21 protein-coding genes are annotated in these 25,894 nt (G+C 42.8%); 6 read left to right on the forward strand and 15 right to left on the reverse strand.

Annotated features, from left to right (window positions below; genetic code table 11):
- Positions 1-83 precede the first annotated feature (83 nt).
- The 6 genes from HFD85_RS04315 to HFD85_RS04340 form a co-directional block, all read right to left on the reverse strand.
- The gene (locus tag HFD85_RS04315) at positions 84-2,174 is read right to left on the reverse strand and encodes an IPT/TIG domain-containing protein (protein ID WP_167605366.1); all 2,091 of its coding nucleotides are present in this window, start codon (positions 2,172-2,174) and stop codon (positions 84-86) included.
- Complete coding sequence (locus HFD85_RS04320; protein ID WP_167605368.1) at positions 2,171-3,460, reverse strand: hypothetical protein; 1,290 nt, start codon at positions 3,458-3,460, stop codon at positions 2,171-2,173. The genes HFD85_RS04315 and HFD85_RS04320 overlap by 4 nt, the downstream gene beginning before the upstream one ends.
- Positions 3,461-3,670: 210 nt before the next feature.
- Positions 3,671-5,371, reverse strand: a complete 1,701-nt coding sequence (locus HFD85_RS04325; RefSeq protein ID WP_167605370.1) for an IPT/TIG domain-containing protein — start codon at positions 5,369-5,371, stop codon at positions 3,671-3,673.
- Positions 5,372-5,373: 2 nt separating this feature from the next.
- Positions 5,374-6,522, reverse strand: a complete 1,149-nt coding sequence (locus HFD85_RS04330) for a porin family protein (protein ID WP_167605372.1) — start codon at positions 6,520-6,522, stop codon at positions 5,374-5,376.
- Positions 6,523-6,639: 117 nt separating this feature from the next.
- The gene (locus tag HFD85_RS04335; RefSeq protein ID WP_167605374.1) at positions 6,640-7,683 is read right to left on the reverse strand and encodes a sialidase family protein; all 1,044 of its coding nucleotides are present in this window, start codon (positions 7,681-7,683) and stop codon (positions 6,640-6,642) included.
- A 6-nt stretch (positions 7,684-7,689) separates the two neighbouring features.
- A complete protein-coding gene (locus HFD85_RS04340; protein WP_167605376.1) occupies positions 7,690-9,369 on the reverse strand; it encodes an alanine/glycine:cation symporter family protein in 1,680 nt (559 codons plus the stop codon).
- Positions 9,370-9,669: 300 nt separating this feature from the next.
- On the opposite strand from HFD85_RS04340, the gene HFD85_RS04345 reads away from it, so the two are divergent.
- Positions 9,670-9,924 carry a hypothetical protein gene (locus HFD85_RS04345; protein ID WP_167605378.1) on the forward strand — a complete coding sequence of 85 codons (255 nt, stop codon included), beginning with the start codon at positions 9,670-9,672 and terminating at the stop codon, positions 9,922-9,924.
- 3 nt (positions 9,925-9,927) lie between these two features.
- Positions 9,928-10,140, forward strand: a complete 213-nt coding sequence (locus tag HFD85_RS04350) for a PspC domain-containing protein (protein WP_167605380.1) — start codon at positions 9,928-9,930, stop codon at positions 10,138-10,140.
- 70 nt (positions 10,141-10,210) lie between these two features.
- Here HFD85_RS04350 and HFD85_RS04355 read toward each other — a convergent pair whose 3' ends face one another.
- Both HFD85_RS04355 and HFD85_RS04360 read right to left on the reverse strand, forming a co-directional pair.
- Positions 10,211-12,346, reverse strand: a complete 2,136-nt coding sequence (locus HFD85_RS04355) for a Tex family protein (protein WP_167605382.1) — start codon at positions 12,344-12,346, stop codon at positions 10,211-10,213.
- Between the two features lie 108 nt (positions 12,347-12,454).
- Positions 12,455-13,333, reverse strand: coding sequence for a hypothetical protein (locus HFD85_RS04360; protein WP_167605384.1), 879 nt, complete (start codon positions 13,331-13,333; stop codon positions 12,455-12,457).
- A gap of 295 nt (positions 13,334-13,628) precedes the next feature.
- Here HFD85_RS04360 and HFD85_RS04365 point away from each other — a divergent pair, with 295 nt between their 5' ends.
- A complete protein-coding gene (locus HFD85_RS04365; RefSeq protein WP_167605386.1) occupies positions 13,629-14,861 on the forward strand; it encodes a nucleoside recognition domain-containing protein in 1,233 nt (410 codons plus the stop codon).
- Positions 14,862-14,867: 6 nt separating this feature from the next.
- Here HFD85_RS04365 and HFD85_RS04370 read toward each other — a convergent pair whose 3' ends face one another.
- The 7 genes from HFD85_RS04370 to HFD85_RS04400 all read right to left on the reverse strand — a co-directional run bounded on the left by HFD85_RS04370 (position 14,868) and on the right by HFD85_RS04400 (position 22,135).
- Entirely contained in the window at positions 14,868-15,287 is a 420-nt protein-coding gene (locus HFD85_RS04370) for a Dabb family protein (protein ID WP_167605387.1), read from the reverse strand.
- On the reverse strand, positions 15,284-15,763 hold the full coding sequence (locus tag HFD85_RS04375) for a DinB family protein (RefSeq protein ID WP_167605388.1): 480 nt from the start codon (positions 15,761-15,763) through the stop codon (positions 15,284-15,286). The genes HFD85_RS04370 and HFD85_RS04375 overlap by 4 nt, the downstream gene beginning before the upstream one ends.
- A gap of 1 nt (position 15,764) precedes the next feature.
- On the reverse strand, positions 15,765-16,583 hold the full coding sequence (kdsA, locus tag HFD85_RS04380) for a 3-deoxy-8-phosphooctulonate synthase (protein WP_167605390.1): 819 nt from the start codon (positions 16,581-16,583) through the stop codon (positions 15,765-15,767).
- 94 nt (positions 16,584-16,677) lie between these two features.
- Entirely contained in the window at positions 16,678-17,127 is a 450-nt protein-coding gene (locus tag HFD85_RS04385) for a potassium channel family protein (protein WP_167605392.1), read from the reverse strand.
- Positions 17,128-17,929: 802 nt separating this feature from the next.
- The gene (locus tag HFD85_RS04390; RefSeq protein ID WP_167605394.1) at positions 17,930-19,717 is read right to left on the reverse strand and encodes an alpha-L-fucosidase; all 1,788 of its coding nucleotides are present in this window, start codon (positions 19,715-19,717) and stop codon (positions 17,930-17,932) included.
- A 9-nt stretch (positions 19,718-19,726) separates the two neighbouring features.
- Positions 19,727-20,863: a carboxynorspermidine decarboxylase gene (gene nspC, locus HFD85_RS04395; protein WP_167605396.1), complete on the reverse strand. Its 1,137-nt coding sequence runs from the start codon at positions 20,861-20,863 to the stop codon at positions 19,727-19,729.
- Positions 20,864-20,941: 78 nt separating this feature from the next.
- On the reverse strand, positions 20,942-22,135 hold the full coding sequence (locus HFD85_RS04400; protein WP_167605398.1) for a saccharopine dehydrogenase family protein: 1,194 nt from the start codon (positions 22,133-22,135) through the stop codon (positions 20,942-20,944).
- 321 nt (positions 22,136-22,456) lie between these two features.
- On the opposite strand from HFD85_RS04400, the gene HFD85_RS04405 reads away from it, so the two are divergent.
- The 3 genes from HFD85_RS04405 (at position 22,457) to HFD85_RS04415 (ending at position 25,858) form a co-directional block, all read left to right on the forward strand.
- Positions 22,457-23,872, forward strand: coding sequence for a type III PLP-dependent enzyme domain-containing protein (locus tag HFD85_RS04405; RefSeq protein WP_167605400.1), 1,416 nt, complete (start codon positions 22,457-22,459; stop codon positions 23,870-23,872).
- 122 nt (positions 23,873-23,994) lie between these two features.
- Positions 23,995-24,558: a nitroreductase family protein gene (locus HFD85_RS04410; protein ID WP_167605402.1), complete on the forward strand. Its 564-nt coding sequence runs from the start codon at positions 23,995-23,997 to the stop codon at positions 24,556-24,558.
- A 106-nt stretch (positions 24,559-24,664) separates the two neighbouring features.
- Entirely contained in the window at positions 24,665-25,858 is a 1,194-nt protein-coding gene (locus HFD85_RS04415) for an SGNH/GDSL hydrolase family protein (protein WP_167605405.1), read from the forward strand.
- Positions 25,859-25,894 lie beyond the last annotated feature (36 nt).

Here is a 25,894-nt window from a genome sequence, read left to right on the forward strand (position 1 = left end):
ACTATTGTTGTCACAGATAAATCGTTAAGTTGGCTGCCTATCTTCTTTTTGATCTGATCAGCTAATTCGAATTTGAACAAGGATCAAAAAGAAGGATCGAATTGCCAAACATCGCGCAGGTTGCCGAAATGCTCGCAGGTTCGTCCTCCAACGATGTATCCGTAATTGCCTATTGCAAAACTGCCGGCCGATTTTCTGGCTAAACCTTCGAAGGTGATCGATGTCCACGCATTGCTGTTTGGATCGAACGAGAACCAGGAAGAAGTTCCGCCGCAGTACGAGAACATACCGGTACCCATGTACAATTTACCCATCAATTCAAAACCAGTTGTTTCCCGGTTCGGGGCAGGAACTGTGCCAGCCTGGTTCCATGAATTTTTTTCAAAATCATACTCCCACATGTCACGGCTGTTTAATCTGTAGTCTCCCAGGATAAAAGCTTTGTCGTCTACAGTATATGCTTCAATATCATCGTGGCTGCTGATTTCGGCTATATTGTTTTTTTGTATCCAACTGTCGCCGGTCGGATCGTACTCCCAAAAATCGGTTTTTGCCTGGTAATTGCCGTATGCGCCGCCTCCCAGGTATCCTTTTCCGGCGTGTGTGAATCCGAATGCACCATGGCGAGCTCCTCCCGGGAAATCTGATTTTTGGGTCCATGAACCATTTGTGATATCAAACTCCCATACTTCATTTAGGTTATCTTCATCGGTATACATATTGTCGGTATAACCACAGCACACATACAATTTATCGTCGACCACAAACCAGGCTGTTTCCCCACGTTTTATTGCCGGAAGTGGTTCGAGTTCTTTCCAACTGTCAGTTTCCGGATCGTATTCCCACAAATCGGAATAATGGTTTCGGAAAGTTTCATACGATCCCAGCCCTATGTATCCTTTCCCTTCGTAAGAGAAAGATACCGGATCAAGTCGCATATCGCCGGGAAAGTCATTTAGCTTTTTCCATCGCGCCTTGTAATTGATAAAAAGTGAATCGGAAGTAGTTGCCTGCTGATCGAGCGACTGCACAACTATGGGTAAGGTTTTTGTTACCGCTACATATTCGTTCGGAATGATCTGATTATTAATCCGGCACGTGATTTCTCCGGGAAAGCAAGAAATGATCGGTACTTCTTTGTCTCCGATAAATACGCGGTTTTTTGCTGCATCGGGATGAAAATTTTGTCCATAAATGTTAAAACTTTCATTGTAAGTTGTTATTTCATTAGGAGAAATTCCGTTAATCTGAGGAGGCTTAATTTTTAACTTGTTGCTGAAGGTTTTATTCGCACCTTCCAGTTCAACTTTTATTTCAAGCTGTGAGTTGCTGATCTCTTTAGGGATCACTGCTTTGAGCGTAGTTGGTGTAATTTCTGAAATGGAAACACTTACGGAATTGAAATACACCTTGCCCAAATCTGAATCTATTGGAAAATCGGTGCCAATGACTGTAACGGTGTCGTAAATCGCTGCAGTGGCTGGAGAATATCCAAGGATTACCGGATTGATATAACTAAACAAATCTCGGGATACTGACCGTTGACCATACAAAAGAACAAATACATTAACAGGTGTAATACTAGCCACCTCAGGAATTTCTACAGTAATTAACGAATCATTGCAGCTAAGAATTTTTGCGCTTGCATTGTCATTGAAAATCACATGAATCTGATCAGAAAAGAAGCTGAAGTTTTTCCCGAATATTTTCATTTCATTTCCCCATTTTGCACGCATAGGACTTATTGAATCTATTTCAGGAGCCGGAGATGTGAATTCGTTGGCAAAACTAATTCGTTCGCTATAAACCAGAAAGTCGGCCGTTCGGGCCCAGGCATGTACATAATAGGTTTTGCCCGGTGTTAAATCAACTTTACCTGTGGCGCCAAAAGTATCATTACCTTTGGTATCGGAACTAATTATTTTGGCATTAATGCCGTCGGCCGAACTAACCGTTGAATACATAAATCCCTTTTCAATGATCGGCGTACTTCCCTGCGAACGGATCTCTGCATTAAAATACACACCGTTTTCGTTTTGATAAACCTGCTTAGAAATACCTAAGCGCGGGAATTCCCGGTCGACATACTCCTCTTCTTTGCAACTTGTGAATATTGTAGAAAGCACTATGGCTAAAACTATTGCTAATATGGTATTTTGTATGAGGTGTTTCATTTTTTGTTTCCGGTTAGGTATATACCCATGTTTATTCCTACTTTCCTGAAAGATGTTTTATTGTTGCTATTTTGTGCTTTTGTTTGAGTATAGGTGGCAAAAACAAAAAACGGAATCTTATTTCTACTCAGATTGAAATCGCAACCTAAGCGCAGAAACCAACCCAAAGAGGATGGCGAAAATGGCGACTCACTTAATTCCTGAGTTTCTACTTTATCACTTTTCTCTGTTTCGATGATTAACCGTGAATCTATCGAAATGTTAACATCGAATAATGTTCCTGCTGCTATTGTTGGACGAAACTTACCCTTTGGATAGGTATATCTGAATCCAAACGAAGGTTCGAAAATGGTCTGAGATAGAAAGCTTTCAGAATAGGTTCGCCAAATGCCTGTGTTGTATTCATTGGAACCATGATAATTTACTTTAGTAAATGCAAGACCGAAGTCTAGTGAGATTTTTTCGTTTAGAGCCGGAGAATATAAATTCAGCATGATTCCTCCTTCTAATGCCGAAGTCGAGGGGTATTCCATAACTGGATAATCGCCGGATGAGACATTTAGCTTCCATACACCAAAACCTACCAGAGGACTTAGTTTTGCTCTTAAAGGAGGAAGCGGCTTTTCGAAAACAATGCATTCCTGATCGGTACAAACATAATCATGGTAGTCTTTTGTAATTTTTAATAGCGATTTATGGCTGAGTCTGGCTTTGTCAATTTCGGGTTGAATTTCCATGCAGTCTGCCATAGAGGTCTTTAACAATCCAATATAACGATTAGTATTCTGAATGGTCTTTCCTATTCCCGGCACCTCTTTTTCTATTTCCTCTTCCTGTAATCTCAACATTTGCATGTTTTTATCTTCCAAAAAATACATGTAGGTATATGATGTGGCGTAAAAATACAGTTTAGTAATTCCATCAAGTATAAATTCCAGAAACACCTGTTTCGTACCATCTTCTGTCTCAATTGATTTAGAAATATAATACTTGCTGTTGGTAAAACGGTAAGCTTTTATATCCGATGGTTCAAACTTAATAGGTTCAGCATCCTTGTTCGTTTTAAAAGCACAAAAGCTACTGTTTCGCACATTGCCTCTATAGTCCACCAGACCATGAACAGTATCGTTTTCCCAGGTAATGTAGTACCCAGGACGAAAATCGGTCTGACCAGATGCAGTTGTTGCAGTAAATAGTAAAATAATTAAAAGGAGTCGAATCGCTTTAAGCTGACTGGAATAAAAAATGTGCCTTCGAAAGGGGGAATAATTAGTAAACATCATCATAAAAGTTCGTCCATATTTGCTTATAAATATATAAATTTTATCACGCCATTAACATTTTAAGAATTTGAAAATGATTTTGTTTTATTTTAACCAGTTCGCTTTTTGGGTGTGCAACTAGAAATAATTCACCGTCAACTATCATGTGGTTTATCCGATTTTATTTCAAAAGTAACACTTTGCCAAAATCTAAAGAAGAGAGAAGTTTTATCCTTATTCGTGATCCTTGTAGGCGGCCATAAAGTCGTTGTTCTGGTTAATGTCTTCGAAATAAGCCATATCGTTTGATACAAAAACCGAAATCTCGGGGTGGTTCATCAATAAAAGAGGAACATATGCCGATTTTTTCCAAAAGTCTCTTTCTGCGTCATAGCGGTAAATGAAATTATAACGGGTGTCGTAAACATATCCGTTGTTGCGGTACGAGAAACCAACAGGAAATTGACTATAGCCTCCTGTTTCTATAGGATTTTGGTTTTTCTCAATCCATAAGTCGCCGTTTTCGATGTATTGATAAGTACGTTCAGCAACCATCATGTACATATTATTGTCGCTTTTGAATGCAAAACCAAATGCATATTCGAAATTCACCGGGAAATTACGCAGACGGGAATATTCTTCATTTTCAAAATCGCATAGCCAGTGTTCGCCCGTGTCGGTAATAACATGAGTACCGTTGGCAGTTTCGAAATAAGTTGCCGTTCTAAAACTGAATGGCAAATTGCCTTTTTGGGTCCAGGTTTTTCCTGGGATGTCGTACACCCAAAGGTCGTTATAGGTTTCGCCCAGCCAGTCTTGCCCGCCAACCAGGTACAGGCTGTCATTGTTTGTAATGTACAAGGCTCCCTTGGTGTTATGTGGAAAATAGTCGCTGTCCTCAGTCTGCCAGCTGTCGTTTTCGGGATCGTAAATATGAACTACTGGCCGCCATATTTCGTGAATGTAAGCCCGGTTGTTGTACGTGAAAAACTGGTTTTGAGTGGCGCTGTAATCCAGGCTGCTTTTCCTGGTCCACGAGTGTTTGATCACAAAATCGCCGGAATGAGTCACCGATTTCATGCCGCTTTGGTAGCGAATGCTCACGTTCATATCGTCGAAGAGCTGCTCTACGTAATACGTGGAAGGCACCAGGGCTTCAATTTTTGTATTGCTTAGCGACAGAATTTCCGCTTCTTTATCGTCGAAGTACAGCGCATGATGATCGCCGTACAACATGAAATTTTGTCCGGTGATGGTGAGGTAATCACCTGCAAAACCTGAGTTGGATGACAAGTTCTCGATTTCGGGCCCCAGAATGCGGAGGTATGCCGACGAGGTGGTGGATTTCTCGCCCACCTGTAATTCTATTTTGGTTTCGCCGCTAAAGGCCATTTCGGGGATAGTACATACTATCGAATCGGCACCGGACCTTAGTACCGGCGCTATAGTTCCATTTAAATAAATAAGATTGTTGCTTAATTTATGGCTGAAATTTGAACCGATGATCAGCAACTCAGCTCCTTCTGCAATTTCTTTTGGCGAAAAATCGGTAATAACCGGTTCCGCTGCTCCCTGGCTGGTAAAAGTAACAGTGGTGCCGTAAACCGTTTTTTCGGTAGTTCTTACATAGGCGCGGCATACAAACTGCTCGCCATTCTCCAGGTCGCTGCTGATTCTCACTGCGAAATCGTCTTCATTTTTTAGCGAGAGGCTGAACTCGTTATATGGATTGCTCCAATAAAATCCCCTGTCAACAATGGTGAAATCGTCTGCATTGGGCACACTTGCCGAAAAGCTGACTCCTGTGGAATTGATATCAGCGACAGGATTGGTGATTACAAAAGGATACGTTTTTTCCTGAATTTCGGCGTCTTTTTCGCAGGCAAACAAAAAAATGACCAACACCAGTAATGAAATGATTGCTTTTGTTTTCATGGTTAAAAGTTTATGGAGGTGATCACTTGCAGGTCGGAATTATCAATGGTTTGGATCGATTCCTTTTTTAGGAATTTATTGTAGCGCAATTCAAGAAACAGTGAATGTCGTGCATTCAAATGATACTCGAGTCCGAGGCCGGCGGCAATTCCCGATTGAAAGTCGCTAAACAAGGATTGGTTGTAAGCCGTGTTTATTTTAACAATATCGTTGTTGAAGGAGGTAACATACGCATCGCCATTTTTTTTAAAGTTATACGCTAATACACCACCGGCGTTAACAAAGGGGCTTATTTTGCGCGTGACAAAGGTATAACGCAACAAAACCGGAATTTTTAAAGAAGTTATGTTCGCTACAAAGTCAATTCCCTTGCTGTCGGCTTCTTCGAAATAAGAAAAGGCATGTTTTACCAAAATGGCTTCGGTGTGCAGCGAAAAATAAGTGGTCATTATCGGGATATCGGCAAACAAACCCACCGCAAACGACGATTCCTGCTTGTCGTTCACCAGTTGATAGGCCGGTTCAATGTACTTTTCAGAAACGATAAGCCTGGTATTTTCCCAGGCGGCCAAAGCACCGAAACGAATATGCGGGAAAGGGCGATCGAGACGCTGGTTGTAATCGTTAAAGAAACGGGTTAAAGCTGCCCGGTTGTAGTTCACGAAATTAATTTGATCCGCTATTTCGGGAAAATCAGATGTTATTTCGTGCAGTTGCTTTTTATAAATAACGGTTTTGCTGTCGTCGTTTTTTTTCAGCTCTACAAACAGCGTACTGTCGCGCTCCACAAAGTAAGTTTTCCCTGTTTTTGTGGCCAGAAAGTAGAGTTTTGTCGGGCCGTTTATCAGTCGCTCAAGGAAGTAAGCTTGTTCTATTCCGTTGTATTCCACCTTTTTCGATACATAAATCTCTCCATTTTGTATGCCGTAGCTCCTAATTTCGTCGGGACTGAAAGTCAATAAAGAATCTCTTAAATCGATGGTACACTGCAAAGCGTTGGTGATTTTATTGCTCATATTAATCTTAATTCCGCTATAGAGGCTGGTATCGCGGGCATAAAAGCCACGTTGAGCCAGAGCAGAAGTATTCAGGAGCAGAATAAGTACAAATAAAGGCAGGATATGCCAAATGCGTTGGTTGTTGACGTCCATAATGGTTTTGGTTTTTCAATATTGCTTCAAAAGCAAAGGAAGTATATTTATATGTAAAATATAAATTGCTAAGCAAACTATTTTCCGAAGTTATTAAGAAGAAAATGTGGATAGAAGTCAGCGCATGATCTTCAAAACAACATGCTTAATTTTTCGGCGCTTGTAGGTGTAGGAAATGTGTACCAATCCATCTTTGGTTTGAATGATGTCGGGATAACTGAATTCACCTTCCGGCTCGTCCTCCAGTTGAAAAATATCCGTCCAGTTTTTACCGTCGGCGGAGTAGTACAGGTCGAGTTTGTTACGGCCCGTTTCCCACGAGTTGCCACTTTTCAAGGGATTATTTACCAGTAGTTTTTCGCCGGATTGCAATGTGGTGGCATCGATCCCGGAATTGGGATGCCTGATGCCGGTTTGCTGAACGGCGCTCCAGCTCAGCCCTTCATCTTCCGACCAGCTTTCCATCACTACATTCTGATTACTTCGCATCAACGCCTGAATTTTGTTACCCGGGTAAATGAGTAACGCCGGCTGTATAACTTTTACCGAGTCGGGCGAAGGAATGTCGATTTTCGTCCAGCTTTGTCCACCGTCCTCCGAACGCTCGATGTGCGATTTCCACAACTCATGCGTAGCTTCAGTGCTCGACGGACTTAAAATAACGCCTGACTCAAGCAGTATCGGTTGATTTCGTATCGGGCCAAGAATACCATCGGGCAATTTCTCAGGTTTCGACCAGGTTTGTCCTTCATCGGAGGAATGCATCACCATTCCCCACCAGTCGTTTGGGCTTGGTCCAACTTTGTAATACAACGAAATGCTATTGTCGGCACGTCGGAACAACACCGGATTCCATGTTGGATATCTGAGTGTGTCGTTAACAATTCCGTCGGCTACTTTTTCAGGTTTGCTCCAGCTGCCCTTCCGCAGGCGTGAAGTGTAAATGCTTACGTCGGGATGGCGTTCATAGGGTCCGGCAAACCAGGCCAGCAGCAGGCCATCATTTGTCTCTACCAGCGTAGAGGCATGACATTGTTCGAATTGCGTGGTATCATCTATCAATTCGGAAGTCAATACTTCTATTCCGGGAAGCGAATTGTCAGGAGTACTGCACGATCCCAGCACAATGAAAAGTAGTATCCAAATCGAATTTTTAATCATTTAGGTTTAGCCTTTCGGTACTTTTTCTCCCGGATAGCGATCGGCATATTCTTTCCAGAAAGCTTTTACTTCCTGTTTCATTTCTTTCGACAAAGCCAGTATTCCGAACAGGTTAGGAATGGTCATCAACGCGATGGTGATCCCTGAAAGTGTCCAGATGATGGTGGTATCGGTAAACGATGCAAAGAAAAATCCGATCACATAAATAATGTGGTAGTAAATTACCTTTCCTGATCCGAAAAGGAAAGTGACTGCCCTGTCGCCATAATACGACCAGCTGATTGCAGTAGAGAAGGCAAACATCAGCAAGCCTACCGAAACGATGTATTTTCCCCAGTCGCCAAACCAGCTACGGGTAAAGGCAATGGTGGTAAGTGGTGCACTATGCATCAGCGATTTTCCGCTAAGTTTCAGCCCTTCGGTATTTACCAGTTTACCGTTATTAAACTGAATGTCGCCGGTGTACGGCTGGTTGTTCACAAAAACCTTTACATCTTCGGCTACTGAACGTGCATGAAGAATGGTTGGTTGATCGGCGATAACACCATTAACTACGTGCAGGCTTCCGGTAAAAACAGGAAGATCTTCTTTACCTACCAGGTAGTCGTGTAGATGTATAACATCGCTTTCACTTGCTTCAGAGTACGTTCCGTCGAGTACAACGAGGTCAGCTTCCTGGAACTGGTTCTCGTGTTTTTCGGTCCACACGCCTGATGACAACAACACCAAACCGGTAAGCGAACAAATAATGATGGTATCGATAAAAGGTTCGAGCAAGGCTACCAGACCTTCTGAAACGGGCTCGTGGGCGCGTGCAGCGGCGTGGGCAATTGGTGCCGATCCCTGTCCGGCCTCGTTCGAGAACAAGCCACGGTTTACACCGCGGTTAAAAGCAAAAGCGATGCTTCCGCCAAGGAAACCGCCGGCAGCTGCTGTTCCGGTAAATACATCGCCAAAAATAGCCTGTAGCGATGGAATAATATTTTCGAAGTTATACAGAATAACGGCCAGCGCACCAACAAAATAAATTATGGCCATTAGGGGCACTAGTCGCGAGGTTACTTTTGCAATTCGTTTGATCCCGCCGATGATTACAAAACCCAGTAACAGCGCCAGAATTCCACCGGTAAGCATGTGGTTAATGCCAAAGGTTTCGAACAGCGAATTGGAGATACTGTTGATCTGCGGCAAACTTCCGGTACCAAAAGACGACAGTACCGTGGCGATGGCAAAAATTACTGCCAGCCATTTCAGGTTCAATCTGTTTTTCATGTAGTACATCGGTCCACCGGCAATCGAACCGTCTTCGGCCACCTCGCGGTATTTGTGCGAGAGCGTTACCTCAACAAATTTGGTGGTCATACCCACGGCTGCTGTAACCAGCATCCAAAATAAAGCAGCAGGGCCACCCAGGTGGATGGCAAGTGCCACACCGGCAATGTTACCGGTTCCTACAGTACCCGAAAGGGCAGTGGTAAGCGCCTGAAAGTGCGAGGTGTCTCCCTGGTCGCCTTCTTTATCAAATTTACCGCGTACAATACGAAACGAGTGTTTCAGGTAACGGAACTGTGGGAATTTCAGGTAAATGGTAAAAAAGATACCCGTTCCCAATAACAAAAATACAAACCATTGAGAGCCGCCGATGTAACCATCGATGAGTGAGAGAATGTCGTTAAGTTTATGCATTGATTGTTGTCTTTTTTTCGGATGAAGTGCTAAAAATAGTAATCCTGTCCAAAATGTTAAAAAATGTGTGCTTTAAATTCCAATTTATTATGAACAGATTCAAAATTCGGTTAAAAAGATTTTTGGAAAAGGACTTGAGGTAGAATTAACCGGGAATGTATTGCACCGTCCTTTAGGGCGGTGTTAAGAAGAGTGTATTTTCTAAGGAAAACATCAGCTTATATCTTCTCCCGTAAAAAATTGAGCATTAAAAATAAATTATGTTGTACCTTAGCTTTACAATTAAAAAAACAATTAAGCATGCTACCCAAGTTTTTATTAGCCGACAATTCACTTGAAACACCCGACACTATTTTTGTGGTTCACACCGAAACTCCGCGTTTTATTGTTGAAGCCGACATCGAAGACTTCTGGAGCAACCAGGAAATTCACTGGATTGATGGCGAACCCGGTGACGAGGATTTAATTTCGGAACTGATCGAGGCAGCCGAAGAGTTTTTGGAAAAAGAGTTCGAAAACGAAGAGTTACTTTCGGAAGAAGACGACGAAGAATAAGCAGTGGCTTCCGGAAAATTATACCGGTCGCGCAACAGAATGCTTGGTGGTGTTCTGGCGGGTATTGCTGAGCATCTGGATGTTGATGTGGTGCTTATTCGCCTGATTTATGTTTTGCTGTCACTATTCTCGGCAGGTTTTCCGGGCTTGTTGGTTTATATCATCCTTTGGGCGGTTATTCCCGATCAACCAAACGAAAATATTCCGTACACGTAGCGAAGCTTTCCAAAGTTTTTAGAATAGGGAACCGTTCTTTTCAAGAGAACGGTTCCTTACTAATATTATGTTACTCTTGTTCCACTCCCTTCATCGAAAGCTGAATTCGTTTTCGCGGAATATCCACTTCTTTCACCCGAACTTTTACGTGTTCGTGCAGTTTCACAATTTCATTCGGATCGGAAACAAAACGGTCGGCCAGTTCTGAAATATGCACTAAGCCTGATTCCTTGATTCCCACATCAACAAAAGCCCCGAATTTGGTGATGTTGTTGACAATACCGGGTAGTACCATGCCAACATGCAAATCTCCAATGGAGAAAATACCATCGGCAAATTCAAACACTTTGATTGGTTTACGCGGGTCGCGGCCGGGTTTCAGCAATTCGCTTTTAATGTCGTTCAGCGTTGGAAGTCCAACTTCGGCAGTGACGTATTTATTCCAGTCGATTTTTGATACCAGTTCCTCGTTTCGAATCAGCTCTTTGAGTTCACATTTCAGGTCTTTGGCAATTTTATTTATCAGTTTATACGATTCAGGGTGAACTCCCGAATTGTCCAGCGGATTTTCAGCATCGGGAATGCGCAGGAAACCTGCGGCCTGTTCAAAAGCTTTTGGTCCCATTCGCGGCACTTTTTTCAGTGCATCGCGCGAAGCAAACATGCCATTTTCTTTTCTGTAATTGGTGATGTTTTCGGCCAGTTGAGGCCCTAAACCTGAAATGTAAGTTAGCAGGTGTTTGCTGGCGGTATTCAGGTTAACACCTACCGAGTTCACGCTCAATTCAACTACAGCATCGAGGCTGTCCTTTAATTTTTTCTGATCAATATCGTGTTGGTACTGTCCAACGCCAATGCTTTTCGGATCTATTTTTACCAGTTCAGCCAGCGGGTCCATCAGGCGGCGGCCAATGGAAACGGCACCGCGCACGGTAACATCGTACTGTGGAAATTCCTGGCGCGCCACCGAAGAAGCTGAATATACCGAGGCGCCGTCTTCGCTGACCACGTAAACCCGTACTTCGCGGTTATAGCGTAGTTTTTTTATGAAAGCTTCGGTTTCGCGACTGGCAGTTCCGTTGCCAATGGCAATGGCATCGATTTTATACACTTCCACCATCGAGGAAATCTTTTTGGCAGCCATCTTTTTTTCGTCCTGTGGCTTGTGCGGGTAAATAGTTTCGTTGTGCAGCAGGTTGCCCTGCTCGTCGAGACAAACCACTTTGCAACCGGTTCTGTATCCCGGATCGATGGCCAGCGTGCGTTTCTGTCCGAGTGGTGGCGCCAGTAAAAGTTGTTTCAGGTTTTCAGCAAAAACTTTTATGGCTTCGTCATCGGCCTTTTCTTTCGAGAGCTTGGCAAATTCCGTTTCAATCGAAGGTTGAATCAGGCGTTTGTAACTGTCTTTTACAGCCAGTGCCACCTGTTCGGCACTTTCGTTGTTGCCTTTTACAAAAAAGCGATCGAGGTTCTCCAGAACCCTGTCATCATCAGGCGAAATGCTGACCCGCAAGAAACCTTCGTTCTCGCCACGTCGCATCGCCAGCAAACGGTGCGAAGGACATTTTTTCAAAGGCTCTTTCCAGTCGAAATAATCGCGGAATTTGGCGGCTTCTTCTTCCTTGCCCTTAACCACTTTAGAGCTTACTTCAGCACCCTGTTCAAAGCCGCGGCGGGCGATGTTTCGGGCGCGTTCGTTTTCACTTACCCATTCGGCAATAATATCGCGGGCACCTGCCAGTGCTTCTTCAACCGAACTAACTTCATCGTTTAAAAACTGATTGGCACGAAATTCAGGATCGCGTTCCACCTGCTTCATAATGATTTTGGCAAGCGGCTCCAAACCTTTCTCGCGGGCCATGGTCGCCTTGGTCCGGCGTTTGGGTTTGTAGGGCAGGTATATGTCTTCCAGTTCAACGGGATCGTAACAGTTTTCAATACGCGACTGAAGTTCAGGCGTCAGCTTTTCCTGCTCATCAATGGTTTTCAGAATGGTTTCTTTCCGCTTCTCCAACTCTTTAAATTTCTCATTCTGCTCCTTGATTGCCAGTACCTGCACCTCGTCGAGGCTTCCGGTTCGTTCTTTCCGGTAGCGCGAAATAAATGGAACCGTGGCTCCTTCATCAAGCAGTGCGATGGTGTTGTTTACCTGGTTAGTTCTTACGCCCAGGTTTTGGGCAATTATTTCGATGATGGTTTGCTGCATGATTTGTTTTGTTGAGGTGCAAAGGTAGTAAGCCAAAACTTATATTTTGTAAGTCTGGCGTATAAAAAAGGCCCTGAAAGGGCCTTTGTATTTTCTTTTAGCTAAGGTTTAAAACAAATAGAGTTGAATCCAGCCCTGGATGATCTCACCGGTTTCAGGATCGAGTTCCGAACCGTACATGCTATGCGGAATGGAATAGACCAACAGCATTACCACTGTTGCAACTACTGTATAAATAGGTCGTTCTTTGTTGCGGTTCATTCCGAATGCCAGTAACCAAAACAGGAATGCAATTAATGTTTTATTATCGGTAAGGTCCCAGGCAAACGGTACTCCTGCCCATGCTTCGCCAAAGGCATAAAGTTGCACAATAGGGCCAAGGATCATTCCGCCTATAAAGAATGCGATGATGGTTAAGGTAGTATAAAACTTGTAGCGGTTGTGCTTGAAAATGGCCATAATTCCGGCCAGGTTACCCAATAACATCGCAAAAAACATAAAGAAAATGTGCGGTGTAAGTATCGATGGAGGAACTGCTCCTTTGAACCTTACTACAATGGGCTCATCTTTTAAATAGGTTTTAGTTCCGTTGCTATCAGTAATCTCGAAATAATACTGAATTTTTCCCGCTGCGGGTTGATCCGGAACATCGGCAAACCAACCTTTTTCTTCATTTATCCCGAAAATTTTGTTCATGATAAACGAATCAACCGGCTTGTTGGCGTAGGTAAAGGGCACAGAAGTGTACTCATCTTTTGTCAAATACCTTTTATAATAGAGCCTGGCTTCAATCGTTTCATCATCAATTGAAAGTTTAAACGGATCGTGGCTGCCAATTTCAATACTTCTGACCAGTTTCAGTTCGAAGGTTTTTCCGTTCACTTCAACATCAAACTTTTTATGATAGGTTGGCCCGGTCGTCCGCTGGTAGATTGCTGCTGTAAGGGTAACAATAATTGCGATTATCCAGTAAAAAAAAGTCTTCATAAGAATTATTTAAGATCAATAATTAGGTCTTGCTATTAAGTTTTGAATAACAAAAATATCAATTCAATGTTTTGAGCAAACATAATTGCCGAATATTATCGATTTTCAGACTGGTTTTTTGCACCTTCAAATTGAAAGCCCATAATTAACGATACTTTGTGAACAAAGATTCCCGGATGTTCCCGGCTAAAATTGTTTAATGCAGAACAGATTTTTACTTTTACGGAAATTTGAGAACTATTTTTCCGTACATTGACTTCCCTGTAAAATTACAGAAGGAAGAATTCTAAACAATATGGCACTGAATTACATCTTTATTTTCTTTTTCCTTGTTGCTTTTGTTATTGCTCTGGCACGTCTTATTTTCCTGGGCGATGCCGAAGTGTTTCCCCAAATGGTGCAGGCCACTTTCGACATGTCTAAAACAGGTTTCGAAATTTCGCTGGGACTTACCGGCGTTCTGACCCTTTGGATGGGAATTATGAAAATAGGGGAGAAAGGCGGAATTGTTCATGTTTTCTCAAAGCTGATCGGGCCGTTTTTTAACAAGCTATTTCCTGAACTGGGAAAAGAACATCCGGCTCACGGATCGATCATGATGAACATTGCTGCTAACATGCTGAACCTGGATAATGCAGCCACGCCAATGGGTTTGCAGGCTATGAAAGAAATGCAGGAGACCAATCCGGATAAAAAAGTGGCATCGAATGCCCAGATCATGTTCCTGGTTTTGAATACATCTGGGCTAACCTTGTTGCCAATCAGTATTATGGTTTACCGTGCTCAACTTGGGGCAGTGAATCCTTCTGATATATTTATTCCCATTTTGCTGGCTACTTATTTTTCAACCATTGCCGGACTGATCTCAGTGGCCCTTTATCAGAAAATAAATCTTCTGGATAAAGTGGTGCTGGCCTATCTTGGAGGGCTGACTGCCATAATTGTTGGCTTGATCTGGTATTTCTCTACCCTGGATAAAGATGCCATTACACAGGTTTCGAACATCGCCAGCAATACGATACTTTTTACGGTGATCGTGGCATTTATACTGATGGCATTTTTCAAAAAGGTAAATGTATACGAGGCTTTTATTGAAGGTGCAAAAGATGGGTTTAAAACTGCGGTGAAGATCATTCCGTACCTGGTAGCCATCTTGGTGGCCATTGGTGTTTTTCGGGCATCCGGTGCTATGGACTGGTTCGTGTCGGGGGTTACTTGGGTTTTTGAACAGATGGGAGTAAACACCGATTTTACAGCCGCTCTGCCTACTGCACTTATGAAACCTTTAAGTGGAAGCGGCGCACGCGGAATGATGGTAGATGCCATGAATACCTACGGAGCCGATTCATTTGTGGGCCGGGTTGCCAGCACAGTTCAGGGAGCTACCGATACCACATTCTACATACTTGCAGTTTATTTTGGTGCGGTGGGCATTAAAAATACCCGTTATGCAGTTGTTTGTGGATTGATTGCTGATTTTGTTGGAATTATTGCAGCCATTTTAATGGCTTACCTGTTCTTTCATTAACAGCAATTACAGATTGAAATCGGTGGAATCGTATACAATCACTTTATTCCAAAGGTGCTGATTTTCTTCAACAAATTTTAGATGGATCGGATCAACCTGGTAAGCATCCTGATCGGCCTGACTGTCGAACATGACCATGTACGAAACCGAATAGGAGTGATCTACTACATCACGGTTTTCGGTGCCTGCCGGCAAGCCAATGTGACTCAAACGGATCGTTTCCACTTTCAGCAGTTTTTCCAAAGCATCGAGCAGTTGTTTCAAATGCGTTTTATTATCCGGTTCTTTTAACCAGAAAAAAACATGATGAACCAAAGCACTTTCAAGCTTTATTTCGCCTGCGTTAGCTTTCCTGGTAAGTGGCGATAATCCGGCAAGGGCCATTCCTGCTGCCGCTTTCTTTAAAAACGATCGTCTGTTTTTCATTTCGTATTAGTTATTAGTTGGTTTATTTCTGATAAATGTAACTGAAAATGGAGCGGAAAATCGAGCACCATTTCTTTTAGTGAAACAAATTCATTTTCGTCTGCTTTCCACTGCTGATTTAGTTTGTCCGGATCGATTGCGCCGACTACATGCAAAAAGTGCAGATGCGCGTATTTCCAAAGCTGAACCAGATCTTCCCAGTTTTCATGCTGATAGTTTTGAATCGCGATCCAGCGATCGTTGTTGCCATAGGTGGCGTAGTTCGGAAAATCCACAGGCGACTCGCGATATTGTAAATGTACTATCCGGTGTGTATTGTTCGACGCAGAATCAACCATGTGCCCAACTATCTGACGAATGGAACGGTTCTGGCTGTTCTTTCGGTTTGAGCTAAGCTCATTATCCAGGCCGTTCAGCTTTTGCTCCCAGTCGTAAATTGCCGGTTTTAATGTATTGATGAGTTCTGCGAAGCTCATTTTAAAATTGGCTGATGGTTTGTCGTATTGCAACCAATCTTTCCAGTAAACCTTCCAAAAGATCGAGTTTCAGCATATTGGCTCCATCTGATTTTGCCACGGATGGATCGGGATGCGTTTCGATAAAAATACCATCAGCACCAACGGCAATACCTGCGCGGGCCACGGTCTCAATTAATGCCGGTTTGCCACCCGTAACACCACTTGTCTGGTTGGGTTGTTGAAGCGAGTGCGTGATATCGAGCACAACCGGAACATTAAATGCACGCATTTCGGGTATGCCGCGATAATCTACAACTAGGTCCTGGTAGCCAAAGGTTGTGCCGCGTTCAGTTAACACGATATTATTATTGCCGCTGTCGATCACTTTCTGAACCGCAAATTTCATAGCACCTGCCGAAAGAAATTGTCCTTTTTTGATGTTCACCACTTTACCAGTTTCCGCAGCTGCTACCAAAAGGTCGGTCTGCCTGCAAAGAAATGCAGGGATCTGGAGAACATCAACATATTCGGCGGCCATGGAGGCTTCCTGTGCCGAATGAATATCGGTAACCGTTGGAACATCAAAAGTCTCAGAAACCTTTCTCAGGATTTTTAATGCCTTTTCATCGCCAATGCCCGAAAAAGAATCGATCCTCGAGCGGTTTGCCTTGCGGTACGATCCTTTAAAAATGTAAGGTATTTTTAATTTGTCGCTTATAGCAACCACTTTTTCTGCGATTTCAAGTGCCATTTTTTCACTTTCAATAGCACAAGGTCCGGCCATCAAAAAGAAATTATCAGAGCCGGCGTATTTCAATAGGTCCAAGGATGGAATCATAGTATAATTTATTGTCCAAAAATAGCAAGAAAATAAGAATCAGAAAGCCAATTCAGAATTATAGAATGCTGCAATAATCAGCAAGCTTCCTATTTCACTGGTGCATCGATTTATAGGTGCTTCTATAAATGTTTTGTATGAGCGAATACATTAAAGCTGTCGACCAGCCAATAAGCATAATTCCATTAATTGCTTCGAATCCCGATAACATTCTCCATGGTGAACTTATGGTGAGATCTCCATATCCAAGTGTGGTAAAAGTAACCACCGAGTAATAAAACAAATCATTAGAGGTAGCAAAATCAATCTTTGTAGCAGGCAGAACGCCGATAAATACTGCCCAGATCAATGCGTGAATAAGGTGTAACAATGTCAGATAAAGGAAGGATAGGATCAATAAGGTTATGGCTCTTCTGGTAGTAATTTCATCGTGCCATTTTTCAACTGATGATGCAATCTTGCGGGTCCAATAGGTGCTGGCGATTGCCTGAAGTATAACATTTATCGCAATGACCGAAAAACCAATCAATAACATTTTAATCATATTCTGAAAGTTTAGTCTGGTAAAGTTTTGAGGTGAATGTCACCAGATTGCTTAATCTTTTTGATAAAGCTAGTAAAATCGGAAATATGTTACAATAGTTTTTATTGAAGGATGGATTATGAAGAACAGCAATAACAGGTTGTATAAAAACACAAATGGGAACTATTCTTTGACAAATAGTTCCCATCCACTTCCAAACAACCGAAGTTGTTTTTCGTGCCAGGCTACGGTTATTGCGACCGGCTTCTGATCGTTTTTTCAAACTTTCTTTGGCCCCTTGCTTTCCGATTTGACTTTTTACAGCCAAACTTTCCGGCAGTTCATTTGGTATTCGCGTTTTTACCTTCCTGAACGAAGTGCCTCTCAGCGAACTTTTCAATTTCCTTGCGGTCCTTGCCAGTTTTCACCCACATTTCAGGTTTCCCCGATCTGTGGTGCAGTTTTGTTGCCGGGGCCGAAACCCTTTTAACATCCTGCCTGGAGACTTCACCTTGTAAAGAACTTCTGGATTTTCTTTTAGATGATTAATTGAACCTTCGACCTTCCAGATGATCTTGGTTCAAACTTCGGCTTTTCCGTCGTGCCTTCCCGAAGGTTGGTTTGAATTGGTTCCGGTTTCAACTAAGAAACTTTTCCCTTTTCCACGATTTCCAAGCGGTCCTTTATGGCTCACCTGATGATTCAAATGTAGTTCGAAATTCCGAAAAAGCAAGTGATTTTCAATGGTTTATATTCACCTTGAATCAACCGCAGTTATTAACAATTGTTGATAAGCTGTTTGAGGGCTCAATTCACAGTCCAACTATTTTATCCACATCCATTGAAAATTCACACTTTCGTTTTTGGCAGGCTCAATGCTGAGTTCTATATCGTACATACCGGCTTCAGGAAAATGGATGGTGCCGAGGTTTTTCGATTTGAAATTTTCGATGTGCCAGTTCTCGTTTGGTTCGCCAACTGTTAACCCGGTTTCGCTAATATCACCCGTTAGTTCAGCTTTAAAAATCCGAACGGTGAATTTCCCTGAATTTGCCTTTCCCTGGAAACTGTAGGAAACATCCACTTTTTTGTCTCCCGGTTCATTGATGAAAACTTTCCACTTAAAAGTTTGCTCGTTTTCAACTACAACATGTGCCGGTACGGTGCCATAGTTTGAAGCCGGTGTCACCGAAATATTTTTAAGTCTGCTTATTTGATTGTGAGGTTTCAAAGCGTAACCACCATCGGTGGTCTTGGCGGCAATGTCGTCAACAATAGTGGGACGTTTGCTGTACTCAAGAACTACCACCGAAACATACGGATCGGGCTGATCGGACGGAAGGTCAATAGACGTGAATGTGCTGATATGTTCGAATTGCAGCTGCGTTTTTTCTTTGTCGGACAGTAGATAAATCTTTTCTGGAATTTCGTTGACTCCGGTAAGAAATAGCTTTTTATTCAGCGGCCAGTTGTATACGTGCAGGTATAATTTAAAGCTGTTTTCGTCCGGTTTGCAGGTAATCTTTCCCCAGTCGTGCTGGTCGGCGTGCAAATCGAAAGCCTCGCTGCCGTAAACCGATTCGCCGTTTACTTTTAGCCATTCTCCCATTTCAAGCAAACGCTGTGAAATTTCGAAAGGTACATCGCCATTGGCTCGCGGTCCGATATTCAGCATGAAGTTTCCGTTGAGGCTGGCATTTCCGATCAACGATTTCAACAGGGCAGAAGTCGATTTCCATTGGGTATCCGACGAATGAAAGCCCCATGAATGTGCAACAGTTGCCGGCGATTGCCAAGGGAAATCCTCTTTTTTGCTACCCAGCTGGTTGTCGCCCAAAGTTTTAAAATCGATATCGGGATCTTCCTCAATTGAAAGTCCGAGACGAGAGTTCACCAAACAGTTGGGTTGCAGTTCGCGGATCATGTTTTTAAGCTGAAGAAGCTGATCTTTGGAAACAACTGCATCCTTGTGGTTGATCCACATGTCGAACCACATCAGTGCGATTTCGCCGTAATTGGTAAGCAGCTCGCGAACCTGTGGTATCACCTTTTCCTGCCAGTATTGGTCGTATTCTTCGGGAGTGATGCCATAGATTTCGCGTTCGTGATTCCAACCGTACAGATGTTCCCAGTCGACCCAATGTGAATAATACAGCCCCAGTTTCAACCCATGTTTTTTACAGGCTTCGGCCATTTCCTTAATAATGTCGCGGTCGGTGTAATTTCCAAGGTCGTAATCGCTCACTTTACTGTCCCAAAGTGCAAAACCATCGTGGTGTTTGGCCGTGATGGTCACATATTTCATGCCTGCTTTTTTAGCCAGAATCACCCATTCCTCAGGATCGATGTCTTCCCAGTTGAAACGATCGAGCAAGCCCACATATTCATCCTTTTCAATTTGATTTCGGTAGTAGATCCATTCTGCATAATCGTTGTTGTTGCGCAGTTTTTCGCCTTTCCAGTAACCTTCAGCGGCACTGTACAAGCCCCAGTGAATAAACATGCCAAAGCGCGCATCGGTAAACCATTCCGCACGTTCATTCGTATTTTTTTGAGCAAAAATCTGAACGGAGAGGAACAGTAATAAAAAAGCAGGTATGGATTTCTTCATTTTATTGAATCAGGAAAGTCGGTTTTTGAAATCGTTGTACGAGAATTCCCGCACGATTTTAAGTTGATCATTTTCGGTCCAAATGGCAATAGCCGGATGGTTGACCCCGTTGAACATGGTGGTTTTTACCATCGTGTAATGGATCATATCGAGGAAAACGATTTGCTCGCCGATTTGGAGTTCGTGACCAAAATCGTAAGGTGCCATAAAATCGCCTGCCAGGCAACTACCACCGCCTAAACGATAAAGGTATTTACTTTCGTCGGTTGGTTCGCTTGCTCCAATAATTTTGGGGCGATACGGCATTTCCAGTGTGTCGGGCATGTGGGCCGTAAACGAAACATCGAGAATGGCTGTTTTTATACCACGGTGCTCAACAATATCCTGAACAGACGCAAGCAAAACACCGGTTTCCCATGCAATAGCACTTCCCGGTTCCAGAATGACTTTAATGTTGTATTTCTCCCTGAAGCGTTTCAGTAATTGAATGAGGTGATCGTGGTCGTAACCTTTGCGGGTCATTAAATGTCCGCCGCCCATGTTTACCCATTTTACCTGACTGAGGTATTTACCAAAGTTCGCCTCAAATTTCTCCAACACCTTTTCAAGGCTGTACGAATCTGATTCGCACAGTACGTGAAAATGGATACCTTCAATTCCTTCCGGAAGTTGATCGGGCATTTCTTCAATTCCAACTCCAAGTCGCGAACCGGCAGCACTTGGATTGTACAGGTCGGTTTCTACATCCGAGAATTCTGGATTAACGCGTATGCCACATGAAATGTGATGATCAGCCGATTTTGTTCGTTCGTAAGATTTATTGAACTGATTAAACGAATTGAATACGATGTGGCTGCTGTATTCCATCAGTTCGTCGAATTCATTTTCGAGATAAACCGGTGAATAGGTGTGCGCCCGTGTTTGCATTTCCTCGTAACAAAGCCGGGCTTCATTAAGCGAACTGGCGGTTGCACCTTTCAGGTACTCGCGCACCAGCGGAAATGCGCTCCACATGGCAAAACCTTTAAAAGCCAGGATGATCTCGATGTCGGCATCCTTCTGAACACGGTTGATCAATTCCAGGTTCTTTCGAAGCAGCTTTTCATCCAGAACAAAAGCCGGAGACGGAATTTCTTTATAGTTCAATGCTAATAATTTGGGCAGAGGGCACGGAGCAGAGGGCAGAGTGTTTCACTTCGCCCTTTGCTCGCTGCACTTTGCAATTTATACTTCTAAGTCGCCGTTAATTTCTTCCTGCCATGGCAAACCAAATTCGCCAATGCGTTCCATAAACGGATCGGGATCAAATTCTTCAACGTTGAAAACGCCTTCGCCTTTCCATTTTCCGGTAAGTACCATCATGGCGCCCAACATAGCCGGTACGCCGGTAGTGTAGGAAACACCCTGAGTTCCGGTTTCTTCGTAAGCTTGCTGGTGCCGACAGTTGTTCCAAACGTAGTAAGTTTTTTCTTGTCCGTCTTTTATTCCTTTAATTCTGCACCCAATCGATGTTTCACCGGTATAGTTTTCGCCAAGGTCGCCAGGATTTGGCAAAACAGCTTTAAGGAATTCGAGCGGTATAACATCTACTCCTTTGTATTTTACAGGATCGATGCGGCTCATACCAATATTTTGAATCACACGCAGGTGAGTCAGGTATTCATCACCAAAAGTCATCCAGAAACGTGCACGTTTCAGGCTTGGATAGTTTTTGGTAAGCGACTCCAGCTCTTCGTGGTACAATACATACGAATTACGCGGGCCAATATTTGGGTAAGTCAAGGCCTGTTTTATTTCAAAGGGTTTTGTTTCCACCCACTGGCCATTTTCCCAGTAACGTCCGTTTTGTGTGATTTCGCGAATATTAATTTCAGGGTTGAAATTGGTGGCAAATGCTTTTCCATGATCGCCGCCGTTACAGTCAACAATATCGAGGTAATGCATTTCATCGAAATGATGTTTGGCTGCATAAGCCGTGTAAATGCTGGTTACACCCGGATCGAAACCACAGCCCAGAACTGCCATAATTCCTTTTTCCTTGAAGCGGTCGTGGTAAGCCCATTGCCAGCTGTATTCGAATTTAGCTTCGTCTTTGGGTTCGTAATTGGCAGTATCGAGGTAATTCACACCGGTTTCCAAACAGGCATCCATAATAGGCAGATCCTGGTATGGAAGTGCAACATTGATTACCAGTTCGGGTTGAAACGATTTAATCAGTGCTACCGTCTCAGCAACATTATCGGCGTCGAGTTGAGCGGTTTGTATGCGGCCCTTTCCAACCTCTTTTGCAATTACATCGCACTTGGCTTTGGTACGGCTGGCCAGCAGAATTTCAGAAAAAACATCCGGATTGTCGGCACATTTGCTGGCAACAACACGTCCAACACCTCCGGCTCCGATTATTAAAACTTTACTCATTTTATCTACTCATTTAAATATTATTCAAACTTAAAAATCTTTCAAGGATTACATGCAATAATATGTACATCTCATGAATAAAAATAAGAAATTATCGTATTTTTTGCTGACTGTATGACCCGAAAAAAGCGGATAATGGATTGAAATAGCTTAATTTAGCATTTAATAATAAAGTGACTTCTGTAACTTGCTTTATTTGAGCATGTCAGATAAAACTTGCTTTCGTTTTAATTTTTAAGAAATGCGCCGAACATTTTGAGAAAATTTGATTTTATTTGCGATGGAAAATAATCAGCGAACAACATTACATTTATGGTTTAGATGAAAAACAGTTATTTTGATTTGATTGAGCAGAGCTACTACTTTCCGCAGGAAGGCTTTGATTTGAGAGACAACTACCTGACGTTTCACGGTATTTCACTCATGTACCTGATAAAGAAGTACGGAACTCCGTTCAGGTTTATATACCTTCCGAAGATTGGCGATCAGATCAAAAAATCGAGAAACCTGTTTAACAAGGCCATAAAAAAGAGCAACTACGAGGGTAAATACTACTATTGTTACTGCACCAAGTGTAACCACTTTTCGCATGTAATTAACGAGGCGCTAAAACACAATGTGAACCTCGAAACTTCTTCGTCGTACGATATCGATCTCATTCTGCATTTATACAAGGATAAAAAGCTGGATAAAAACCGGATCATCGTTCACAACGGTTATAAAACGGAAGAGTACCTGAGCAAGATCATTTCGATGCAGCGTTTGGGTTTCAAGAATAATATTATTGTTCTTGACAGTATGAACGAACTGGATCGTTTGGAGAAACTGGCGAACGGCGATAAGCTGAAGCTGGGTATCCGGATGGCGATTAATGAAGAATCGCAGTCGGCTTATTATACTTCCCGACTGGGAATCCGACACACGCAAATCCTTGATTTTTACGAGAAGAAAATAAAAGGGAAGAAAAACCTGGAGCTGAAAATGCTGCATTTCTTTGTCGATTCAGGAATTAAGGACAGTTTGTACTACTGGGGCGAGTTTCAGAAAGCAATCAAACTGTATATCGACCTGAAAAAGCAATGTACATCGCTCGATGCTTTTAACCTTGGCGGAGGGTTCCCGATTCGTAACCACCTGGGTTTTGAGTACGATTACGAGTACATGATCAAAGAGATCGTTTCGAACATAAAAACAGCTTGTGCAGCCGAAAACCTGCCCGATCCTGATATTTTTACCGAATTTGGCAAATACACGGTGGGCGAAAGCGGTGCCATCATTTTTGAGGTGCTGGAGCAAAAGCAGCAGAATGATACTGAAAGCTGGTACATTATTAATAACAGTTTGATGAATACGATCCCGGATTCGTGGTCGATATTCGAGAAATTTATTCTTCTGCCAATCAACAAATGGAACAACGAGTACCGGCGTGCGAACATTGGCGGTATCAGTTGCGATCATTCGGATTATTACAACTCGGAAGACTTTAACCAGGAAGTGCTGTTGCCATCGTATTCCGATGACGACAAGGAACCGCTTTACCTTGGATTTTTTCATACCGGTGCTTATCAGGATGCAATAAGCGGTTACGGCGGAATTAAGCACTGCCTGATCCCGTCGCCAAAACATGTAATTATCGATCGCGACGAAAAAGGAAACTTTATCGATTACGTGTACCGTAACGAGCAGTCGGCCGACGATATGTTCAAAATTCTGGGTTATAATAAAGAGGAAGAGTAAATCGCGGGTTTAGACCCACTTCTTTTTTTGGCTATCCCCGGGTTTAATTTCGATCAATAAGATTCAAACTTTTCTGTGAGAATCGTGTTTTTCTTTAGCAACTGACTTTTAAAAAAGAAAACATGTCGATTTCAGAAATAATCAAAAACAGGAGAGCAACGCCTCCGCGCTTTTTAACCGGGAAAGGAATTGCGCGCGAGACCATAGAAACACTTCTCGAGAATGCGTCGTGGGCGCCAAATCATAAAAAAACAGAACCCTGGCGTTTTCAGGTATTCACCGGCGATGCCAAACAAGAACTGGCGCAAAAGTGTGAGACCATACTTCGTGAGAAACAGGCTGAAGGTTATGAAATAGCCAGCGAAAAGATTGAGAAATTTACAGCCAACCTAAAGGGCGTTCCTGTGGCCATTGTTACTATTTTGCAGGTTGATTCTGCGCATCGTTTGCCCGAGTGGGAAGAGCTGGCTGCCGTTTCAATGGCGGTTCAGAACATGTGGCTGACGGCCACCGAAATGGGACTGGGAGCCTTTTGGGCAACACCCGGCTTTATGAATTTATTTGATGAAATTCTTGGTATCGGTGAAGGACAAAAAGCGTTGGGATTCTTCTATGTTGGCGAAGTGCTGATGGATTATCCATCGCCGGGAAGAGGCGATCAGGCACAAAAAATACTTTGGAAATAGTCTGGAAAGAATTTTAAGTACCCTTAACTTATAAGTGGTGGTTAAAGGCTTGTACTATTTTGTTAACTTTCGGGAAATTGTGTAAGAAAAATGTCAAATCTGAACAATGAAAAAACTGGTTGCATACTTTGTTTTTCTGATTATAACCCATTTCTCATTTGCCCAAAGTTTAAGTTCGGTAAATTATCATACACATCGTGAGGCGCTGCGAAATTCATTTCTAAAGTTTCAAAACGAAAAGAAGGGAAGAGTTGCCTTTCTTGGCGGCTCTATTACCTACAATCAGGGATGGCGAGATTCAGTTTGTAACTACCTGCAACAGAAATTCCCTGAAACGGAGTTCGATTTTATTGCTGCTGGAATCCCATCGATGGGATCTACGCCAGGGGCATTTCGTTTCAGGCGCGATATTGCAAACAATGGTTTGGTGGATTTGCTTTTTGAGGAAGCCGCGGTAAACGACAATTTAAATGAAAGAACTCCCGAAGAAATTATTCGGGGAATGGAAGGCATTGTACGCCACGCAAAAAGGACTAATCCTAAATGTGATGTAGTAATTCTGCATTTTGTCGATCCTGATAAAATGATGGATTACCGTTCTGGAAAGGTTCCTGAAGCGATTCAATTGCACGAAAAGGTTGCAACGCACTATAATGTTTCAACGATAAACCTGGCAAAAGAAGTTACAGAACGGATTGATGCAGGTGAATTTGATTGGGAAAATGATTTTAAGGATCTCCATCCTTCTCCTTTCGGACAGGGAATTTATGCACGTTCAATTATCCGTTTTTTAGAAGATGAATTCAGTCAGAATTTTACCGAGGACGATGGTGCTGAATTCCAGTTTCCTGAGCCATTGGATCCATTCTGTTTTGATAATGGTAAACTTGTGCCTCCCAATCCTCCGAAACCTGCAAAAGGCTGGATAATGGATGAAAACTGGAATCCGGGGAACGGAAATGCCACAAGATGGAATTATGTGGATGTACCCATGTTGGTTGGCGAATTTCCATCTAAAATTATAAAATTTGAATTTAGAGGAAATGCAGTTGGAATTGCTGTCGCTGCCGGACCTGATGCCGGGATTATTGAATATAGTGTGGACAATCAGCCCTGGAAAAAGCAGGATTTATATACCAAATGGAGCAAAAATCTGTACTTACCCTGGTATTATACCTTAGAGAGTGGTTTGAAAAACCGGAAACATATGCTTCAGATTCGCATGGCCCCTGAAAGAAATCCCGAAAGCTCTGGGAATAAATGTGTACTAAGGTATTTCTATTTTAACGAGAAATACTGAAGTTAATCCAGTTTCGTATTGCCTTTCAGCTCTATA

Origin of the sequence: Maribellus sediminis (genome assembly GCF_011799805.1) — a bacterium.
In the GTDB taxonomy this organism is placed as follows: Bacteria; Bacteroidota; Bacteroidia; order Bacteroidales; family Prolixibacteraceae; genus Draconibacterium; species Draconibacterium sediminis_A.

Coding starts and splice junctions, on each gene's coding strand:
- HFD85_RS04410 (WP_167605402.1), top strand. CDS start 23,995: ATGTCGATTTCAGAAATAATCAAAAACAGGAGAGCAACGCCTCCGCGC.
- HFD85_RS04365 (WP_167605386.1), top strand. CDS start 13,629: ATGGCACTGAATTACATCTTTATTTTCTTTTTCCTTGTTGCTTTTGTT.
- HFD85_RS04390 (WP_167605394.1), bottom strand. CDS start 19,717: ATGAAGAAATCCATACCTGCTTTTTTATTACTGTTCCTCTCCGTTCAG.
- HFD85_RS04415 (WP_167605405.1), top strand. CDS start 24,665: ATGAAAAAACTGGTTGCATACTTTGTTTTTCTGATTATAACCCATTTC.
- HFD85_RS04340 (WP_167605376.1), bottom strand. CDS start 9,369: ATGCATAAACTTAACGACATTCTCTCACTCATCGATGGTTACATCGGC.
- HFD85_RS04375 (WP_167605388.1), bottom strand. CDS start 15,763: ATGAGCTTCGCAGAACTCATCAATACATTAAAACCGGCAATTTACGAC.
- HFD85_RS04345 (WP_167605378.1), top strand. CDS start 9,670: ATGCTACCCAAGTTTTTATTAGCCGACAATTCACTTGAAACACCCGAC.
- HFD85_RS04405 (WP_167605400.1), top strand. CDS start 22,457: ATGAAAAACAGTTATTTTGATTTGATTGAGCAGAGCTACTACTTTCCG.
- HFD85_RS04325 (WP_167605370.1), bottom strand. CDS start 5,371: ATGAAAACAAAAGCAATCATTTCATTACTGGTGTTGGTCATTTTTTTG.
- HFD85_RS04320 (WP_167605368.1), bottom strand. CDS start 3,460: ATGATGATGTTTACTAATTATTCCCCCTTTCGAAGGCACATTTTTTAT.
- HFD85_RS04355 (WP_167605382.1), bottom strand. CDS start 12,346: ATGCAGCAAACCATCATCGAAATAATTGCCCAAAACCTGGGCGTAAGA.
- HFD85_RS04370 (WP_167605387.1), bottom strand. CDS start 15,287: ATGAAAAACAGACGATCGTTTTTAAAGAAAGCGGCAGCAGGAATGGCC.
- HFD85_RS04360 (WP_167605384.1), bottom strand. CDS start 13,333: ATGAAGACTTTTTTTTACTGGATAATCGCAATTATTGTTACCCTTACA.
- HFD85_RS04335 (WP_167605374.1), bottom strand. CDS start 7,683: ATGATTAAAAATTCGATTTGGATACTACTTTTCATTGTGCTGGGATCG.
- HFD85_RS04330 (WP_167605372.1), bottom strand. CDS start 6,522: ATGGACGTCAACAACCAACGCATTTGGCATATCCTGCCTTTATTTGTA.
- kdsA (WP_167605390.1), bottom strand. CDS start 16,583: ATGATTCCATCCTTGGACCTATTGAAATACGCCGGCTCTGATAATTTC.
- HFD85_RS04400 (WP_167605398.1), bottom strand. CDS start 22,135: ATGAGTAAAGTTTTAATAATCGGAGCCGGAGGTGTTGGACGTGTTGTT.
- HFD85_RS04315 (WP_167605366.1), bottom strand. CDS start 2,174: ATGAAACACCTCATACAAAATACCATATTAGCAATAGTTTTAGCCATA.
- HFD85_RS04385 (WP_167605392.1), bottom strand. CDS start 17,127: ATGATTAAAATGTTATTGATTGGTTTTTCGGTCATTGCGATAAATGTT.